A 1,835-nucleotide genomic window follows, 5' to 3' on the forward strand; every position below is an offset into this window, starting at 1 on the left:
AGGCGGCCGAGCATGGCGAAGCCCATGGCCGGCAGGATGTTGGCGGCAACGCCGCAACCGTCGATGATGAAGGGCGGGATGAAGTCGAGCAGGCCCTGGATGGCGTCGGAACCCAAATAGAAGGCGCCGCCGCACAGCAGGAAGTACTCGACGCAGCCCCAGATTCCAATTCCCCAATGAACGGCGTAGATGCCTTTGAGGTTTCCCTTGAGGGCGAACTTGTCTGCCATATCGACAAACACAGGGAACAAGGCATTGGTAATGTTGCCGATCGTCAGCGCAAGGACGGCGATGGGCATGGCGAGCGCGATGGCCGTCTCGGTACCCTGACCGAGCTGAATGGCAAACGCGCAGGCGAGCACGCCGCCGACGGTTTCGTTAGGCGGCACGTAGGCGCCGATGGAAATCGAGCCCATGAACAGCAACTCCAGGCTGGCGCCAACGGCAAGGCCAGTCTGCAGGTCCCCCAGCACCAGGCCCACGAGCGGGCACAGGACGATGGGGCGGAACGCGTAGAGGGTGCCGAGCTGGTAGTCGAGGCATCCAAACGCTCCGACTAAGCCGACGAGGATTGCTTGGACAAGCATAATTCCTCCCAATAAGGAATCTCGAACCGTCGTCACTCCCGTCGCGCGCGTTGTTGATATCAATTCCGGGAGTTCGATTCCACGGCTCGAAGCGTACCTAGTGTGCTGCTAACACCCATGCCAGGCACAAATGATTTGATACCAATTATAGGTATGCAGGTTCGCCTTATTTAATACCAGTCGCTCAGCGGGGTGTTTTTTACCGTAAACGGCAGGCGCATCCCATTAGGCACGCTCTTTGTTTCGATGGCGGACAAGCGCCACCAGAAAGCCGTCGCCAAAAGCATCGGATGCCAAGTTGGCCACAATCACCAAAACGATCATCGCTGCGCCCAAAAACTCGTTCCAGCGAAAGACCTCGCCAAAGAGGAGCGCCGACCAGCAGGGAGCGAGCACGACCTCACTCATGCAAACCAAGTTGGCCGCAAACGCGTTGGTGCGCGCAATCCCCTTGGCATACAGCACACTCGCAAGGCCGCTGCAAAAAAGGCCATGCACCAGCATAAGCCCCCACTCAAAGGGTTTCACGGAGCCTAGGTCGCCGGCAAAATAGACGATCGGAAGTATCGAGATGCCGCAGGAGATGAGCGAGGACACCATGGGCGACGCATCGGGGCGAGAGTTTAAAAAGAAACACAGCCCAAAGGTGGCGCCCGAAATGACGGCAAGCAGATTTCCGAGCATGCCCTCGGCGCTCAAATCACCTAAAAAGAAAAGTCCCATACCCGTAAAAGCAACCACCACGGAGGCAATCTTCGCAGGCGAGGGCAACGTGCGAGTTGTGAGCGATTGATACACGATAACGAAAATCATCGAGGTGTACTGCAGAACGATCGCGTTGCCGACCGTCGTGAGCTGGTTGGCAAAGTTAAACGTGGTGCCCGTCACGAAGTTGCAGACGGCCACAAGGACAATAAGACGGCTGACGCGAAGGACGGGTCTGCCGACGAGCAGGATAAAGAGCGCCATAAATATTGCCGTGACGGCACCGATCAAAAGAGCTGACTGCGAATTGGCGCGAACGAGGATGCCGATAAAACTCCACAAGAGCGCCGTGCCAAATAGATACATCGCCCCGCTCACGCCATTATCGGGTGGATTGTCAGATCGAATCACGAAGCACCTCCAACTAGCTTTCGGTAATAAAAAACGGCGACCGCAATGGGTCGCCGTTTCCCTTGGGGGCAAATAATAGGCCGGGCCCTTACGCCAGCACGCCGAAGAACGCGCCGATGATGCCCACGACCA

General features: G+C 57.2%; 2 protein-coding genes. Both read right to left on the reverse strand.

All coding sequences use genetic code 11. The annotated features are described in order from the left end of the window. Positions 1-587: PTS sugar transporter subunit IIC (locus DW645_RS09755; RefSeq protein WP_147325446.1), on the reverse strand; the 587-nt coding region annotated here is incomplete at its 3' end. Positions 588-812: 225 nt separating this feature from the next. Beyond that, positions 813-1,835: DMT family transporter (locus DW645_RS09760; protein WP_370448106.1), on the reverse strand; the 1,023-nt coding region annotated here is incomplete at its 5' end.

The organism is Collinsella sp. AM23-17, assembly GCF_003470945.1.
Classification (GTDB): domain Bacteria; phylum Actinomycetota; class Coriobacteriia; order Coriobacteriales; family Coriobacteriaceae; genus Collinsella; species Collinsella aerofaciens_O.